The organism is Achromobacter sp. 413638, from assembly GCF_043119405.1.
Classification (GTDB): domain Bacteria; phylum Pseudomonadota; class Gammaproteobacteria; order Burkholderiales; family Burkholderiaceae_B; genus Achromobacter.
In genome coordinates, this window is sequence record NZ_JBICCO010000045.1 from 1 (window position 1) to 14,341 (window position 14,341).

Here is a 14,341-nt window from a genome sequence, read left to right on the forward strand (position 1 = left end):
CCCCCCCCGCCCCCCCCCCCCCCCCCCCCCCCCCCCCCCGCGCCCTTCCTCGGTGACTGGCTGCGCGGACTGGCGGGCAGGGCGGTGCTGTCAGGCGCTGGCCAGGGCCTGCGGCAGGTCCAGCGGCGCATCAAGGCCTGGACCGGCCAGAGTCATCGCGATCTGCAACGGTATTCGCGGGTCGAGGATGCGATGACGCGGATGTCCGCGCATCGCCGGGACGGCGGAATCGACTGGGCCGGGCTGGCCGGCGGCGCGGGCTTCGCCGACCAGTCGCACCTGGGCCGCGAAGTGCGCCGCGTGACGGGGCTGTCGCCCGCGCGCCTGGAGGCGCGCATCGCGCAGGACGAAGCGTTCTGGTTCTACCGCCTGCTGGGCGAGCACGTCAGGCGGCCCTGACGGCCTGACGGCCCAGGCCCGTTCCGGCCGACGGGAAGAAGCCGGTTTCCGCCGCGCTCCGCAACTGTTCCGCCAAGGCCGTCACGGTCGCGGTGGCGCCGGCGATCTGCTCGCCGATGGCGTTGGATTCCCAGGACACGCCGCGCAAGGGATGACCCACGGCATACAGTCCCGGACGCTGGCCATGGCGTTGCGCGACCTCGCCGGTGGCGGGGTCGGCGGCGATGCCGAAACCGGTTTCGTGCGGCACGGCCAGGCCCTTGCCCAGCAGATTGCGCAGCAGCGCGTCGTCGATGCGGGTCCAGTCGAACTCGAAACCGCGCGTGTTGAATACGCGGTCCACCAGCAGGGTCTGCGGACGCGATTCGCCGCGCGCGCGCCAGCTGACCGCGACGCGGCCACCGGCGGCGGACGACAGGCGCAGCACGCGGCCTGCGTGATGGCGGAAGCGGCCGGCGCGGCGCGCATCCTGCAGCCAGGCGTTGGACTCGGGGGCGGCGCGGTGCAGTCCCAGTTCCCAGTACGGGCGCAGATGGCGGATGAAGCGCAGTCGTTCGTCGGCGCTGGCCGCCGTCCATAACGCGGGCAGGTGTGGCCGCACCGCGCCGGCCAGCCGCTGCCAGTCCTCGCCGGCGCTGGCGATGTCGCGGCGCGCGGCCTGCACGGCGCGCAGCAGGTCGCGCAGGGTCGCGGGCAGGGCCTGCGGATCCAGGAAGGAGGGCCAGGGCTGCACATCGCGCCGGGGCGCCACCAGCAGCCCGCGCCGCGAGACGCTGTGGAACTCGCCGCGAAAGCCATGGCTGTCGGCATGGATCATGGCGTCCAGCGCCGACAGGTTGCTGCCGATGACGAGCACGTCGCGGTCCCGCGCCAGCGCCTTGGGCGGCGGCTCGGACCACAGGTCGTCGATCACCGCGCCGCGCCGGACCAGTTCGGGGTCCAGCTCCAGGCCCGTTTCATGAAGCGTGCGCGGAAACAGGCCCGTGGCCAGCACCACGTAGTCGGCGCGCAGCTGGCGTCTATCCTCCAGCCGCACGGCCCAGCGCGCCGCGCCGTCGCCGTCCAGATCCCGCGCGCGTCCGGCCAGGTGCTTGAACGCGATCGGATGCGGCGCCTGCGCCAGCGCGTTCTCCAGTTCCGCCTGCACGTAGTCGCCATACAGATGACGCGGCGCGAAGCTGTCGGCGTAGGCCACGCCGGCGGGCGGGCGCCAGCCGTCGCGCTCGGCCTGGTTGCGCAGCCAGTAGGCCAGGTGTTCGGGCTGGTCCGGATAGAGCGTGAAGTTCTTTGCCGGCCCGTTCATCAGGTGCGCCGGGTTACGTGTGCTGTAGGCGATGCCGCGCCCCAGCTCGGGGCGGCTTTCGACGATGGTGATGGCCAGGGGCCGGGGCGCGGCGCGGGCCAGCTTGAGCGCGGTGACGGCGCCGGCGAAGCCGCCGCCGATGATGGCGATATGGGGAGTGGAATCGCTGGGCATGGGACGGATGCGTTCTGGTTGAGTGACGGGGGCCGGCATGGGGGCGGCCTCAGGCGGCGATGGCGGGACGCTGCGCGCGGGCGCTGGCCGGCACGTGCGCCGGCCGGGCCAGGCCCAGGTGCTCGCGCAATGTGCTGCCGGCGTACTCGCGCCGGAACAGGCCGCGCCGGCGCAGTTCCGGCAGCACCAGTTCGATGAAATCGTCCAGGCCGCCGGGCAGCCAGGGCGACATGATGTTGAAGCCGTCCGCACCTTCTTCCTCGAACCATTGCTGCAACTGGTCGGCGATGCGCGCGGGCGTGCCCACCACTTGCTGATGGCCGCGCGCGCCGGCGATCTTCAGATACAGCTGGCGGATGGTCAGGCCGTCGCGGCGGGCCAGATCGGCCAGCAGCAGCTGGCGGCTGCGGCCGCCGTTGGTCTCGGGCAGCTCGGGCAGCGGTCCGTCCACCGGATGGCCCGACAGGTCGACGCCGATCATGTTCGACAGCAACTGCACTCCGACCACGGGGTGGATCAGGTCCTGCAGGCGGGCGAACTTCTCGTCGGCCTCCGCCTGGCTGTGGCCGACCACGGGGAAGATGCCGGGCATGACCTTGATGGAGTCGGGGTCGCGGCCGTAGCCGGCGGCGCGGCGCTTGATGTCGCGATAGAAGGACTGGGCCTCGTCGAAGGTCTGATGGGCCACGAAGATGACTTCGGCGCTGCGCGCGGCCAGGTCGCGGCCGGCGGGCGAGGCGCCGGCCTGCACCACCACCGGGCGGCCTTGCGGCGAGCGCGCCACGTTGAGCGGGCCGCGCACCTTGAAGTGCTCGCCGCGATGATGCAGCGGATGCAGCTTGGCGGGGTCGAAGTACTGGCCGCTGTCGGCGTCGCGCAGGAAGGCATCGTCCTCCCAGCTGTCCCACAGCCCCAGCACCACGTCATGGAATTCAGCCGCGCGCGCATAGCGCTGCGCGTGCTCCACGTGTTCGTCCAGGTTGAAGTTCTGGGCCTCGCCCTGACCGCTGGAGGTGACCAGGTTCCAGCCCGAGCGGCCGCCGCTGATCTGGTCCAGCGAGGCGAACTTGCGCGCCACGTGATAGGGCTCGTTGTAGGTGGTGGAGACGGTGGCGATCAGGCCGATCTTCTCGGTGACGGCGGCCAGCGCCGACAGCAGCGTGAGCGGCTCGAAGTGGTCGCTGCGCGCGGTGCGCGACAGGGAAGGCAGGTCGGTGTTGCGCACGCCGACCGCGTCGGCCAGGAAGATGGCGTCGAACTTGGCGGCCTCGGCGCGCCGGGCCAGATCCACGTAGTGGCGGAAGTTCACGGCCGCGTCGGCCTGCGCGCCGGGGTGGCGCCAGGCGGCGATGTGGTGGCCGGTCTGCATCAGGAAGGCGCCGAGCTTGATCTGGCGCGGAGGGCGGGTCATGGCGTGGAGTTCCTAGTCGGATGAGAGGGGGGAATCGTTGGGGCGGCCTACCAGGCCATGCGCAGCGAGGCCAGCGACGGCGACGCCAGCGCGCCGGCGGCGCTGCCCAGCGGCGCGCTGTCGTCGGCGGGGGCGCCGTCCGGCTCCAGGAAATCGGACAGCACGTCGTCGCGCAGGCGGATGAAGCGCGGGTCGCTGCGGTTGCGCGCATGCGGCAGCGGCACGTCGACGATGCGGCGGATGCGGCCCGGACGCGGCTGCATGATGACCACGCGGTCGCCCAGGTAGACCGCTTCCTCGACATCGTGCGTCACCAGGATCATGGTGATGCGTTCCTTCTGCCAGATGCGTTGCAGCTCGGTTTGCAGCCGGGCGCGCGTCAGCGCGTCCAGCGCGCCGAAGGGCTCGTCCAGCAGCAGAACGCGCGGGCGGTTGACCAGGCCGCGCGCGATCGCCACGCGCTGCGCCATGCCGCCGGAGATCTGGTGCGGATAGGACTGCTCGAAGCCTTCCAGACCGACCAGGGCGATGTGCTCGGCCACCAGCTCGCGCTTTTCCGAGGCGCTGCGCGGCGCGTTGCGCAGGCCGACGGCGATGTTCTGCGCCACGTTCAGCCAAGGGAACAGGCGATGGTCCTGGAACACGATGCCGCGGTCCGGGCTGGTGCCCAGCACCGGCGCGCCGCCCAGCGTGATGCTGCCGTCATGGGCGTCGTCCAGGCCCAGGATCAGCCGCAGCAGCGTGGACTTGCCGCAGCCGCTGGCGCCGACCACGGCCACGAACTGGCCGGCCGGTATGCGCAGGTCGATGCCGGACAGCACCTGCAGCGCGCCGCCTTCGGCCTGCGCGCTGGCGTAGCGCTTGCCGACGGCCTTGAGTTCCAGGTCCAGGGTGTGGGGTTGTGCCATGCGTGTTGCTCCCGCGTTCATAGTGTCCGGCCGCGCAGCCGCGCGAGCCGGCGCTCGGCCAGGCGGGCCGAGGCGTTGGTGAGCCAGCCGATCGTGCCCACCACGAACATGCCGAAGATCACCAGGTCCATCTGGAAGTGCTCGCTGCCCTCGATCAGCAGGTTGCCGATGCCTACGCCCGCCACCAGCAGGTATTCGGCGCCAATGGTGGCGAGCCAGGAATAGATCAGCGCCAGGTAGATGCCGGTGAAGATGGCCGGCGCGGCGGCCGGCAGCACCACCTGGCGGAAGGTCTGCCAGCGCGTGTAGCCATAGACCCGCGCCACTTCGAGCAGCGCGGGCGGCGTCTGGCTGATGCCGTCGCAGGTGTTGACCACCACCGGCACCAGCGCGGCCAGCGACAGGAACGCCACCTTGGCGGTGTCGCCCAGGCCGAACCAGACCGAGATCAGCGGGATCCAGGCGAACAGCGAGATCTGCTTGAAGGTGTTGAAGCTGGGCCCGGCCAGGCGGTTGAAGATGCGCGACACGCCCAGCGCCGCGCCCAGCAGCAGGCCGGCGAGGGTGCCGATGGCGAAGCCGGTGAATTCCCGCGCCAGGCTGGCGCCGAGCGCGCGCCACAGTTTGCCGCCGGAGATCTGCTCGACGGCGGTGGCCAGCACTTTCTCGGGCGGCACCAGCAGCGCCGAATTCACCAGGCCGGCATGGGACAGCAGCCACCACAGCAGCACGGCGGCCACGGGCAGGACCAGCCCGCGCCAGCGACCGGCGGCCGAGACGGGCAGCGGCTGCGCGGCGGCCGCTTCGGCGGCGTCGCGCGACAGGGCGGGGGCGGCGCTCATCGCGGCGCTCCCGCCGCCTGGGCGGCCGGGCCGCGGATCAGCTTCGTCTCGGTCCAGTCCAGCGCGCGGTCGATGGCGTAGCCGATCGCGCCCACCACGATCACGGCGGCCATGACCAGATCCAGCTGGAACAGCTGGCGGCCGTACACGATCAGGTAGCCCAGGCCTTCGCTGGAGGCCACCAGCTCCACCACCACCAGCGACAGCCAGGCCTTGGTGAAGCCCAGCCGCAGGCCGGTGAACAGCGTGGGCGTGGCCAGCGGCAGCACGATCTCCAGCACTTCCTGACGACGCGTGTAGCCATAGACGCGACCCACCTCGCGCAGCGCCGGGCTGGCCTGGCGAAAGCCCTGCAGCGTGTTGAGGGTCACGGGCACCAGCGCCGCCTTGGCGATGAGGATGATCTTGAGCGCTTCGCCGATGCCCACCAGCAGCAGCACGAAGGGCAGCCAGGCCAGCACCGGGATCTGCACCAGCGCGTTGAACGTGGGCAGCAGATAGGCTTCGAGCCGGCGCGACAGGCCCATGGCCACGCCCAGCAGCAGGCCCAGCAGGCTGCCGGCGGCGAAGCCGGCCAGCACGCGCCGCAGGCTGGCGGCGGTGTTGAGCCACAGGTCGCCATTGACGGCCAGGTCGCGCAGCGTTTCCCAGACATAGGCCGGCGGCGGCAGCACCTGCGGCGAGATCCAGCCCTGGCTGGCGCCCGCGTGCCATAGCGCCAGCAGCAGCACGGGCAGCAGCCAGGGCGCGGCGGTCCAGGCGGCCTGGCGCGCCCAGGGCGGCAGCGGCGCGGCGCGCCAGGCGCCGGAAGAGGACAGGACGGCCATGTGCGTCTCCGATCAGCGCGCCGAGGCCTGGCGCTCGCCCGCGACGGCCTTGCCGGCGGCGTCGTAGCGGGTCCAGTAGTGTTCCAGGCCCTGCGTCCTGAGCGCCTGCTTCAGGTAGCGGTCGTCGAACCAGCCGTCCACCGATACTTCGCGGCGGATCAGCTTGAGCTTGAGCGCGTCGGCCACCACCGCCTTGTAGCGGGCGATGATGAAGTCGTCGATCAGCGGCGAGTTGCGCGCGGCCAGGTCCTGCTTGTCGAACTCGGCGGCCCAGGACGCGTAGGGCACGCCGCTCTTTTCCCAGAGCTTGAACAGCGCGTCGCGATTGGCCTCGTCCGAGGCCCAGCGCGAGGCGCGCACGAAGACATCGACCACCTTCTGCACCTGCGCCGGGTTGTCGCGCTCGAACTCCTCGCGCACCAGCAGCGAGGCCTGGCGCGTATACGCGGGATCCTGGCCCTGGGTGCTGTAGATGACCTTGGCCAGGCCCTGGTCGCGCACCTTGAACCATTCATAGCCGCCAAAGGCCGCGTCCACGCCGTTGGACACCAGCGCGGCCTGGGCGCTGCCCGCGTCCAGGTTGACGCCCTTGATGTCGCGCTCGGCCAGGCCGTGGGCGGCCAGCACGTTGATGGCGACCAGATGGCCGTTGGTGCCCCGGAAGATGGATACCTTGTGGTCGCGGATGTCCTTGATGGACGACAGCGGCGAGGCGGCCGGCGCCACCAGATAGAGGTTGTTGCGCACGCCGCTGGCCACCAGCAGCTTGGTCTTCAGGCCGTTGGCGCGGCCCACCACCTGCGGCAGGTCGCCCTGGTAGGCGAAGTCGATCTGCTTGTTGGACAGCGCCTCGTTGACCGCCGGCCCCGCGCCCTTGAAGAACAGCCATTCGACCTTGACCCCGTCGGCCGCGAAGGCCTGTTCCAGCCAGTTGTTGGCGCGCACCACGCCGCCGGGCGAGCCGCCCCAGGTGATGGGGTCGCCGCCGCCGGCGGTGGCCACGCCGATGCGGATGATGTCGGCCGCCCGCGCCGGGCCGGCCGGCGCGGCGGCGGCCGCCAGGAGGGCCAGCGCGGCCAGGGATCTGCGAAGGAACTGCAAGGGCTTCATGGCGGGACTCATACAGGGCGTGGCGTCAGGCGGCGCGGGTCTTGGTGTCGGTGGCGGCGGGGCGGGCGGCGAGCTTGCGCTCGATCTCCGTGCCCCGGAAGAAATCGGGATTGGCCTCGGTGTAGAGGCGGTAGGGATTGCCGAACACCAGGGCCTTGAAGTCCTGCTCGCTGATGACGCCCTGTTCGACCAGGTCCCAGCTTTCGGCCAGCGGCTCGGTCAGGTCGGGCACGTCCCAGTGGCCGATGTCGGAGGACCAGATCGCGTTGATCTTCGCGCCCAGCGGATGGACGCGGTCGTTGAAGGCGGCCGCCACGGTGCGGTCGTCGGCCTCGGAGCCGAAGTAGAAGCTGTCCACCCAGCGCTTGCGGATGTCCTCGGCCGACTCGATGCCGGCGGCGGCGAAATCGTCCAGCTCGTCCTCGTGCGGCTCGCGGCTGTGCGGCAGGGCGGAGATGCCCAGGCTGTCGCGCAGCAGCTGCGCCGGGTCCAGTTCGCGGCCACGGATGAAATCCGCGCCATAGCGCGAGAACAGATCCTGCAGCAGCGCGAGGTCGGCGTGGGCCGGGTTGTAGTTCTGCACCGCCTTGCGGTTGCGCTTTTCCCAGCGGTCGACCAGATGCGTGTAGACGTGCGAGCCCCAGTCGGCGCCGCCTTCCAGCAAGGCCACGCGCAGGTTCGGGAAGCGGCGCGTCACGCCGCCGAAGAACAGCGCCTTGGCGAAGGCCTGCGAGCCGTCGGCGAAGTGGCCGATGTGATTGAACATGTAGTTGCTGGTGGATTGCCGGCCGGTCCAGCCCTGGCTGCCGTAGTGCGTGGTGACGGGCACGCCCAGCTCGACCACCTTGGCCCAGAACGGGTCGTAGTCGTATTCGCTGTCGATGCCGTAGAAGTCGACATAGCTGGCGTGGCGGGCGATCTCCGGGTACTGATCGGCCGGATACTTGCGGGCGATGGCCTTGATGGGCCGCTTCACGCCGCCGGCGATGTTGATCACCTTCAGGCCCAGCGTCTTGACCGCGAACTCCAGTTCCTCGATGCCTTCCTGCGGCGTGTTCAGGGGGATGCCGGCCACGGGGGTGAGGCGGTCGGCGTACTTGCGGTACTGGTCGGCGTGGAAGTGGTTGATGGCGCGGTGCAGCGGCTGGCGCGCCTCGTCGCCCGCGCCCAGCGGCGCCAGCACGTCGTTCGGGAACAGGATGGAATAGTCGGCGCCCTGTTCGGCCAGGCGCTCGTACAGCAGCTCGGGCAGGGTGTAGGTGGCCAGGTCCAGCGTGTTGCGCGTGACCCGCGCCCACCACGGCGAGCGCAGCGTGCGGTTGTCATGGCGCTCTGCTGGCGTCTGCTGGTACCAGTCCTTGCCGTCGCGCCGTGTGGGGTAGCGCGAGCCCAGCGCCTTGCGCAGCGCGTCCACCAGCTTGGAGCCGCCGTAGTGCTGGATATAGTCTTCCAGCACCGGCGCGTAGTCGTTGACGTGCACGTCGGTGTCGATGACGGGATGGTCCAGCCGCGCTTTCACGGCGGCGGATCGGGACGCTTTGGCGGGGTGCAGGCGGTCGTTCATGGGGGGCTCCGTGGTTCGGGCGGGCGGCGGTGGCGGGTTCGGCCCGCCGGCGGGGCGGTTCATCACCGTGGGTTCACCACCCTGGGTTGACCACATTAAGTGAGGCCCCGGAAGGCGCAAACGACGGATTGGTTGTTTCTTACTGCGTCATGACCAAATGACGCATGAGGTCATGCCGCATGACTAAATGCGGCATGACCTCATAACCGGCCTGCCCGGTTGCGCGTGGATGTGCGAAGATCGCGTCCTGGCTGCCGTGGCCTGTTCCGGATGTCCGCTACCCGATGAATTCCCGCAATCGCTTTCCGGCTGGCGGCGCGCCCGCGCCGGCCTCGCGCCAGCGCCGCCTGGCCTGGCGGCTGCTGGTCGGCGTCGCGGCCCTGGCCGCCGTCGCCTATGCCGCCACGACGGTCATGGACATCCCGCCGCCCTACAGGCTGTACCAGCTGGAAGTGGCGGAACCGTCGCGCCGGGGCGAGCTGTTCCCGGTGCGCGAGGTGGCTGCGCCGGCCGTGCCCTGGGCCTTGCCCGCGCAGCCCGAGCCGCCGCCCGCGACGGTGCCCTGGAAGGGCGGCCAGATCGCCTTCGACCGTTTCCTGGAACTGACGCACACCAATGCCTTCGTGATCCTGCGCGATGGCAAGCTGGCCTATGAGTGGTACCGGCCCGGGGTCGATGCGCGCACGCCGATGTCGTCATGGTCCATGTCCAAGTCGCTGGTCTCGCTGCTGGTCGGGCAGGCCATCGCCCGAGGCAAGCTGCGTGAAAGCGACCGGCTGGTGGATCTGCTGCCGGAGCTGAAGACGGGCGGCGACTACGACAAGGTCACGGTGCGCGACCTGCTGGACATGCGCTCCGGCGTGTTCGTGGCCGAGAACTATCGGCCCTACTGGCCCTTCACCGGCGCGGCGCGCATGTACCTGACGCGCGACCTGCCGGGCTTCATCGCGCGCAACCGCGAGATGGAATTCACGCCGGGCAGCGCAACGGCCTATCGCAGCGTCGACACGCAGCTGCTCGGGATGGCGCTGACGCGGGCCACGGGCAGCAATCTGGCGGACCTGCTGGCCCGCGACATCTGGCAGCCCATCGGCGCCGAGCGGCCGGCCTCCTGGAACCTGGACCGGGCCGGCGGCACGGAAAAGGCGTTCTGCTGCGTCAACGCCACCGCGCGCGATTTCGCGCGCGTCGGCCAGATGCTGGCGGACCAGGGATACGTGGCGGGGCGGCAGGTGGTGCCGGGCGCCTGGGTGGCGCGCATCGCGGCGCCGGTGACGACGCCGCTGGACGGCTGGGGCTATTCCGCGCAGTGGTGGCATCGCGGCCCCGATGACGGCGAGGATTATTCCGCCATGGGCATCTACGGCCAGTACACCTACGTGCATCCCGGCCGGCGTGTGGTCATCGTCAAGCTCAGCGATCATGGCGCCGAGCAGGACGAGCGCGGCACCTACGACGTGTTCAGGGCGATCGCCCGGCGCTAGGCGCGCCGGGCGTCGCGGCTCGGCGACGCTCAGTCGGGCTCGCCATCGTACAGATGGGCGATCACCAACTGCTTGCGGAACTCGAAGCCGCGCTGCGGCCAGGTGCCGACGTATTCGGCCAGGGCCTGCTGCCCGGCCGGATAATCCTCGCCGTTGACGCGGCAGTCCGCGCTGATCTCGCCGTTGGCGTCGCGCGCGGCATACAGGCGGATCGCGGCATAGCCGCCGTCGCGCAGGATGCCGTGGAAGGCGTCGAGCGAATTCGTGAACAGGCAGCAGGGGCAGAATGGATGCTCTTCGTCCTGCGCCGGCGCGGGCGATTCGGCATAGTGCGCGACCGGGCCGAGCACCACGCGGCGGCGCAGGCTGGCGCCGCCGTCATCGGCCGGGAATTCCATGATCATGCAGGGACAGTCGGGTTCGTCGCTGGCGCTGTCGCGCAGCGCCACCGCGTCCGTCGCGGCCCATTGCGAGAAGCCCCGGCGGAACGCGCTGACGGCGTCTTCGTTGCTGATCGAGTGCTGGTATTCGAACACGCCTTCCGGCGCCAGCTCGGGGTGCCAGGCCTGGATGGTGGTGGACGTCCGCATGTTGCCGTCCTCGGACAGCTGCGCGCTCACCAGTTGCGGCAGCAGCCAGAAGCCGTCGCCGGTGCGCAGCCAGGCCTCGTCGCGCGTGGCGGGGATGTCGCGTTCCTGCAGGGCGGCGAGCAGCAGCTCGGTCAGGTCGATCTGCTCGTCCCAGCTTTCCTCGCCTTTTTCGAAGTTGATCGCGAAGGTGGAGATGTCGCCCGGATTGCCCGGGCTGACGCGGGGAGTGGGGGTGGCGGAAGAGGCCATGTCGTGGAGGGTTCTGGATGGGGTAAAGGAGACGGAATCCGCGTCCGCGCGTCGCGGCGCGGGCGGGGCTGCGTCAGTTATAGCGGTCTTGCCGTGACAGGTCCAGCCGCGGTTACGCACGGTAAAGCCTTGACGCCCGGCGCCCGCGCATTCGCCTTGTTTGCAGCGTTCAGACGGAGCCTGGCCTTGAGGCATAATGCCAGCCCATTGGCGCGGGCACCGGGCTCGCCCGGAGCATGCCATGAGCAGGATAGAACTGCGTCGCGTCCGTAGCGGCGACGCCGCCGACCTGATCGCCGCGAATCAGGCCAACCAGCACTACCATCGGCCCTGGGTCGCGTCATTGACGGACCAGGCGGGTTTCGACGCCTGGTTCGCGCGCACACTCACCGGACCGAACGTGGGCCTGCTCGCGCGCGAACGCGCGTCGGGCCGCCTGGTTGGCGTGGTCAACATCAACGAGATCGTCGCCGGCGCTTTTCTCAGCGCCTATCTCGGCTATTACGGCATGTCCGAATTCCGTGGCAGCGGCATGATGGGCGAGGCCCTGCGCGCCACCGTCGAGCTGGCGTTCGGCGAACTCGGGCTGCATCGCCTGGAAGCGAACGTGCAGCCCGCCAATACGGCATCCCTCGCGCTGCTGCGGCGCGCCGGATTCCGCAAGGAAGGGTTTTCGCCGCGCTATCTGCGGATTGACGGGCAGTGGCGCGACCACGAGCGTTGGGCCCTGCTGGCCGACGACGCTGCGCCAGCTGGCGCAGAAGGGCTGGCCGGTGGGGACGGGCAGGCGTAGCGCGTTTGCCCGACGTCAGCCCACGGCGGCGCGGCGCAGGATGAAGTCGTCGAGCAGCGCGGCAAAGCCGGCCGGGTCTTCCAGGCTGGGTAGATGGCCGGCGCCGACGAATTCGCGCGCTTCGGCGCCGGGGATCGTCCGCGCCGCATGGCGCGAGCGTTCCTGCACATGCGGAAAATCCAGGTCGCCCCAGGCCACCAGCGTCGGCGCGGCGACGTCCGCCAGGCGCGGATAGGCGGGGGCGGGCTCCAGCGCCTGTCCGCCAGGGGACGCGCGCAGCGCGATGCCGTTCATGTCCAGGAACAAGGTCCGTGTTTCGCCCGTCACGCGGCCCTCGGCGGCGAGCACGCCGTCCAGCAGCTGGCGCGCCTTGCAGCGGTTGACGCGTTCCATATCGCCGGCGGCCTCTGCCTGGCGCAGCTCGTCCATCTGCGCTTGCACCGGCGGGTCATAGACGGGCGCGGGCGCGCCCGCGATGTTCGGCGCGACCAGCACCAGGGCGCGCACGCGCGCCGGATGCAGCAGCGCCATGTCCAGCGCGACGCGGCCGCCCGCCGATGCGCCCACCAGGATCGCCGGTTCGCCGTCCGTCAGCGCTTCCAGCACCGCCAGCAGGTCCGCGACCTGGGCATGGTCTTCGGGATCGGCGCGGGTCAGTCCATAGCCGCGCCGGTCGTAGGCGATGGTCCGGCCGCGCGCGGCGTAGCGGGGCGCGACGGCATGCCACATGCGGCGGTCGCACACGCCGGCGTGCAGGAAAACGATGGGGGCGCCCTGGCCCGAGACGCTGGCCGCCAGCCGGGCGCGCCCGGATGTGATCCATTGAAGGGAATCCATGCCTGATCCTTGGGAGTTGAAGCAGGCGCCCATGCTACAGCGCCGGGCCGTATCGTGTCAGTCCCGCGCCCGTCCCCGGCGGATTGTCTCAGGACTCCGCGCGCAGGGCCGCGAGCAGTCGCGAGTAGGTCGGCGCCAGCCGGCGCAGGCACTGGGCCGCGCTGGCGTCGCGCCGCGTCACCAGCGGATGTTGCAGGGCGCCGATGTATCGCGCCTGCTCGGCGGCCACGGCGGCGGCCTGCGGGCAGCCGGCGCGGGCCAGGCAGGCCGCCGCGTCGCTGGCGCGACGCGCGCCGACGCGGACCGCGAAATGGATCAGATGCATCCGGAGCGCGTCGTCGCAGCCGTCGAGCAGCCTGTCCGCCAGCGCTTCGGCGGCGTCGGCGTTGCCCAGCGTGCCGGCGGGAACGGGACGTTGCGGATCCATGGCGAGCCAGCGCGCGGCGGCCGGCAGCGCGGCGCGGATGGCCTCGGTCTCCGAGACCGCCGAGACGCGCGTGAAGCCCGTGCGCAAGGTGTAGGGCGCGCCGTAGTCCACGGTATCCGCCGCCCAGGCGGCCATGAAGTCGGCCAGCGGCAACGTGGCATAGGGGAAACCTTGCGGGTCGTGCATCAGCACGCAGCCGTCCTCGATCGCCAGCGCGACGACATAGTGATCGGCCTGGATCGGCCCCGTCATGCCAGGCTGATGCCTGAAGTATCCCATCTCGACCGGACCGATCCAGGCAGGACCATGCGCCAGCGCGTCGTGCAGTCGTTCCAGCGCCTCGCCCGCGCTGCCGCCGCAACTGCGGTCCGAACGCCAACCCAGCGCCGCCAGCGCGCCGTCGAAGCCAGCGTCCGGATTCCAGCCATGGGGATCGAACAGCGGCAGCGCGCCCCCGAGCATCTGCATGCCGAACGGACTGCCCGTGGCGAATTCGATGACGGCGGTGGACGGGGCGTGTTCGCCGAACATCATGGCGAAGCTGTTGGCATAGCAGTAAGGGCCGGAGCCGATGTAGGGCAGGTGCCGCATGGAGCCTCAGGGTGCGATGGGGTAGGCGACATCGAAGCGGGCGCCGCCGGTGCCCGGGTGGATTTCGTAGGGACTGCCGGCGCAGCAGGAACCGGCCTGGCCTTCCAGCCAGCGCTCGATCGCGTCGTATAGGCGCAGCACCTGTGGATAGGTTTGCAGCGCGGCCGGCGCGGGCAGATAGGCTTCGCGTCCGGCGGGTCGCAGCCGCAGGCTCAATTCGCCCGAGGGTTCCAGGTGGCCGGCATAGGCGATGGCGGCTTCGATCCGGCCGGCGCCATCATGGCCCACGGCTTCGTGGAAATGCAGCATCAGCGGGCCTTCGGCGGCCAGGCCGGCTTGGGCCAGGGCGTCGCGCAGCGTCGCGTCGGCGTGTTCGGCGAAGGGTTCCAGGCCGTCGATATCGACATGGGTTTGCAGGTACGCCAGCTTGGCAGCGGGCACGTCGCGCACGCGCACGGCGCCAGCCAGTCCGGCATCGCTGTCGGCGGACCGGCGGACGATGGCGTCCACCAGCTCACTCTGTTCGGCCAGCCGGTCCGCCTGCGCCTCCAGCCAGGCGCGCAGCTCGGCCGCGCGCGTCATCTCGTCCAGCGCGAGCAGGCGCGCGATGCGGGCCATCGGCAGGCCCAACCGGCGTAGCCGGGCGATCAGCCGGGCCGTGGCGGCCTGGCTGATCGCGTAATAGCGATAGCCCGTGGCCGGGTCGATGCGATCGGGCACCAGCAGACCCTGATCCGCGTAGAGCCGCAATGCCTTCGGCGACAGCTGGGTCAGGGCGCCGAAACGGCCCGCGAGCAGATGGGTGTTGGTCATGGGCGAGAGTGTGGGGCTT

Annotated in this window: 14 protein-coding genes; 3 read left to right on the forward strand and 11 right to left on the reverse strand. The window is 70.8% G+C overall.

Annotated features, from left to right (window positions below; translation table 11 throughout):
- On the forward strand, positions 1-399 hold a 399-nt coding region (locus ACEU5R_RS18320; RefSeq protein ID WP_392411146.1), incomplete at its 5' end, for a helix-turn-helix domain-containing protein.
- Here the strand turns inward: ACEU5R_RS18320 and ACEU5R_RS18325 are convergent.
- From ACEU5R_RS18325 to ACEU5R_RS18355, 7 genes are read right to left on the reverse strand one after another with little or no spacing between them, the layout of a single operon-like run.
- Positions 386-1,876 carry an FAD/NAD(P)-binding protein gene (locus tag ACEU5R_RS18325; protein WP_392411147.1) on the reverse strand — a complete coding sequence of 497 codons (1,491 nt, stop codon included), beginning with the start codon at positions 1,874-1,876 and terminating at the stop codon, positions 386-388. The two genes, ACEU5R_RS18320 and ACEU5R_RS18325, sit on opposite strands and share 14 nt — an antisense overlap.
- A 49-nt stretch (positions 1,877-1,925) precedes the next feature.
- Positions 1,926-3,287, reverse strand: coding sequence for an LLM class flavin-dependent oxidoreductase (locus tag ACEU5R_RS18330; RefSeq protein ID WP_103276097.1), 1,362 nt, complete (start codon positions 3,285-3,287; stop codon positions 1,926-1,928).
- 47 nt (positions 3,288-3,334) lie between these two features.
- Entirely contained in the window at positions 3,335-4,195 is an 861-nt protein-coding gene (locus tag ACEU5R_RS18335) for an ABC transporter ATP-binding protein (protein WP_392411149.1), read from the reverse strand.
- Between the two features lie 17 nt (positions 4,196-4,212).
- Positions 4,213-5,037 carry an ABC transporter permease gene (locus ACEU5R_RS18340; RefSeq protein ID WP_392411150.1) on the reverse strand — a complete coding sequence of 275 codons (825 nt, stop codon included), beginning with the start codon at positions 5,035-5,037 and terminating at the stop codon, positions 4,213-4,215.
- The gene (locus tag ACEU5R_RS18345) at positions 5,034-5,864 is read right to left on the reverse strand and encodes an ABC transporter permease (protein WP_392411151.1); all 831 of its coding nucleotides are present in this window, start codon (positions 5,862-5,864) and stop codon (positions 5,034-5,036) included. Before ACEU5R_RS18345 ends, ACEU5R_RS18340 begins: the two co-directional genes overlap by 4 nt.
- Before the next feature lie 12 nt (positions 5,865-5,876).
- Entirely contained in the window at positions 5,877-6,974 is a 1,098-nt protein-coding gene (locus ACEU5R_RS18350; RefSeq protein WP_392411152.1) for an ABC transporter substrate-binding protein, read from the reverse strand.
- Positions 6,975-6,999: 25 nt separating this feature from the next.
- Complete coding sequence (locus tag ACEU5R_RS18355; protein ID WP_103276092.1) at positions 7,000-8,538, reverse strand: amidohydrolase family protein; 1,539 nt, start codon at positions 8,536-8,538, stop codon at positions 7,000-7,002.
- A 284-nt stretch (positions 8,539-8,822) separates the two neighbouring features.
- On the opposite strand from ACEU5R_RS18355, the gene ACEU5R_RS18360 reads away from it, so the two are divergent.
- Complete coding sequence (locus ACEU5R_RS18360) at positions 8,823-10,022, forward strand: serine hydrolase domain-containing protein (protein WP_392411153.1); 1,200 nt, start codon at positions 8,823-8,825, stop codon at positions 10,020-10,022.
- A gap of 29 nt (positions 10,023-10,051) precedes the next feature.
- Here ACEU5R_RS18360 and ACEU5R_RS18365 read toward each other — a convergent pair whose 3' ends face one another.
- Positions 10,052-10,861, reverse strand: coding sequence for a DUF6348 family protein (locus ACEU5R_RS18365; protein WP_392411154.1), 810 nt, complete (start codon positions 10,859-10,861; stop codon positions 10,052-10,054).
- Positions 10,862-11,102: 241 nt separating this feature from the next.
- Between ACEU5R_RS18365 and ACEU5R_RS18370 the strand changes: the two genes are divergently transcribed.
- Positions 11,103-11,654 carry a GNAT family N-acetyltransferase gene (locus tag ACEU5R_RS18370; protein WP_103276089.1) on the forward strand — a complete coding sequence of 184 codons (552 nt, stop codon included), beginning with the start codon at positions 11,103-11,105 and terminating at the stop codon, positions 11,652-11,654.
- A gap of 15 nt (positions 11,655-11,669) precedes the next feature.
- Here the strand turns inward: ACEU5R_RS18370 and ACEU5R_RS18375 are convergent, their stop codons facing one another.
- The 3 genes from ACEU5R_RS18375 to ACEU5R_RS18385 all read right to left on the reverse strand — a co-directional run bounded on the left by ACEU5R_RS18375 (position 11,670) and on the right by ACEU5R_RS18385 (position 14,322).
- Positions 11,670-12,491: an alpha/beta fold hydrolase gene (locus ACEU5R_RS18375; RefSeq protein ID WP_392411155.1), complete on the reverse strand. Its 822-nt coding sequence runs from the start codon at positions 12,489-12,491 to the stop codon at positions 11,670-11,672.
- Positions 12,492-12,579: 88 nt separating this feature from the next.
- Positions 12,580-13,509, reverse strand: coding sequence for a hypothetical protein (locus tag ACEU5R_RS18380; RefSeq protein ID WP_392411156.1), 930 nt, complete (start codon positions 13,507-13,509; stop codon positions 12,580-12,582).
- Between the two features lie 6 nt (positions 13,510-13,515).
- The gene (locus ACEU5R_RS18385; RefSeq protein ID WP_392411158.1) at positions 13,516-14,322 is read right to left on the reverse strand and encodes a MerR family transcriptional regulator; all 807 of its coding nucleotides are present in this window, start codon (positions 14,320-14,322) and stop codon (positions 13,516-13,518) included.
- Positions 14,323-14,341 lie beyond the last annotated feature (19 nt).

Excerpts from the sequence above, each read along its gene's own strand:
- ACEU5R_RS18325 (WP_392411147.1), bottom strand. The coding sequence starts at position 1,876 with ATGCCCAGCGATTCCACTCCCCATATCGCCATCATCGGCGGCGGCTTC.
- ACEU5R_RS18330 (WP_103276097.1), bottom strand. The coding sequence starts at position 3,287 with ATGACCCGCCCTCCGCGCCAGATCAAGCTCGGCGCCTTCCTGATGCAG.
- ACEU5R_RS18335 (WP_392411149.1), bottom strand. The coding sequence starts at position 4,195 with ATGGCACAACCCCACACCCTGGACCTGGAACTCAAGGCCGTCGGCAAG.
- ACEU5R_RS18340 (WP_392411150.1), bottom strand. The coding sequence starts at position 5,037 with ATGAGCGCCGCCCCCGCCCTGTCGCGCGACGCCGCCGAAGCGGCCGCC.
- ACEU5R_RS18345 (WP_392411151.1), bottom strand. The coding sequence starts at position 5,864 with ATGGCCGTCCTGTCCTCTTCCGGCGCCTGGCGCGCCGCGCCGCTGCCG.
- ACEU5R_RS18350 (WP_392411152.1), bottom strand. The coding sequence starts at position 6,974 with ATGAAGCCCTTGCAGTTCCTTCGCAGATCCCTGGCCGCGCTGGCCCTC.
- ACEU5R_RS18355 (WP_103276092.1), bottom strand. The coding sequence starts at position 8,538 with ATGAACGACCGCCTGCACCCCGCCAAAGCGTCCCGATCCGCCGCCGTG.
- ACEU5R_RS18360 (WP_392411153.1), top strand. The coding sequence starts at position 8,823 with ATGAATTCCCGCAATCGCTTTCCGGCTGGCGGCGCGCCCGCGCCGGCC.
- ACEU5R_RS18365 (WP_392411154.1), bottom strand. The coding sequence starts at position 10,861 with ATGGCCTCTTCCGCCACCCCCACTCCCCGCGTCAGCCCGGGCAATCCG.
- ACEU5R_RS18370 (WP_103276089.1), top strand. The coding sequence starts at position 11,103 with ATGAGCAGGATAGAACTGCGTCGCGTCCGTAGCGGCGACGCCGCCGAC.
- ACEU5R_RS18375 (WP_392411155.1), bottom strand. The coding sequence starts at position 12,491 with ATGGATTCCCTTCAATGGATCACATCCGGGCGCGCCCGGCTGGCGGCC.
- ACEU5R_RS18380 (WP_392411156.1), bottom strand. The coding sequence starts at position 13,509 with ATGCGGCACCTGCCCTACATCGGCTCCGGCCCTTACTGCTATGCCAAC.
- ACEU5R_RS18385 (WP_392411158.1), bottom strand. The coding sequence starts at position 14,322 with ATGACCAACACCCATCTGCTCGCGGGCCGTTTCGGCGCCCTGACCCAG.